The organism is Mesorhizobium sp. M2A.F.Ca.ET.042.01.1.1, from assembly GCF_003997405.1.
Classification (GTDB): Bacteria; Pseudomonadota; Alphaproteobacteria; order Rhizobiales; family Rhizobiaceae; genus Mesorhizobium.
Window position 1 is genome coordinate 6,627 of record NZ_RZRX01000286.1, and the last position, 772, is coordinate 7,398.

At 66.7% G+C, this 772-nt stretch carries 1 pseudogene; it reads right to left on the reverse strand.

Going from position 1 to position 772, the window contains the following annotated elements:
• Positions 1–772 (reverse strand): annotated as a pseudogene (locus tag EOA23_RS29425) (penicillin-binding transpeptidase domain-containing protein); the annotation flags it as partial.

Genomic DNA, 772 nt, shown 5'->3' on the forward strand with positions numbered 1-772 from the left:
GCCGGGCAGCGGCCGCACTGGCACGCCCTCATGCGCGGCCACCATGAATTCGTGCCAGGCCTGCGCCGGGAGCGCGCCGCCGGTAACCTTCTTCATCGGGCTGCCGTCGTCATTGCCGAACCACACGCCCGTGGTGAGATTGGCGGTGTAGCCGACGAACCAGGCGTCGCGCGAATTCTGGCTGGTCCCGGTCTTGCCGGCCGACGGCCAGTTGAACGCCGCCTTCTTGGCGGTACCGACCTCGACCGTGCCGGTCATCATCGAGTTCATCATGCCCACGATATCGGCCTTGATGACGCGCGGCGCGCTGCCGGTGCTGCCCTCGTAGAGCACCTTGCCGTTGGCGGTGGTGATGCGCTGGATGAAGTGGATGTCCGGCTTGTAGCCGCCATTGGCGAAAGGCACATAGGCCGAGGTCAGTTCCAGCGGCGTCACTTCCGATGTGCCCAGCGCGATCGAGGTGTTGGCCTGGAGATCGGATTGGATGCCCATGCGATGCGCGGCCTCGACCACGGCGTCGGGCCCGACCTCCATGGTCAGCTGCGCCGCCACCGAGTTGAGCGACTTGGCCAGAGCCGTCGCCAGCGTGACCTTGCCGTAATATTTGCCGCCGTAATTGTCTGGGGTCCATTTGCCGATCTTGATCGGCGCATCGTTGCGGATGCTATCCGGCGTGCGGCCGGCCTCCAGCGCCGCCAGCCGGGCTCCGCCTTCAAACCCTTCGTCTATATGGCGGCGCTGGAGGCCGGCTGGCGGCGCGCTTCCGAGGCGC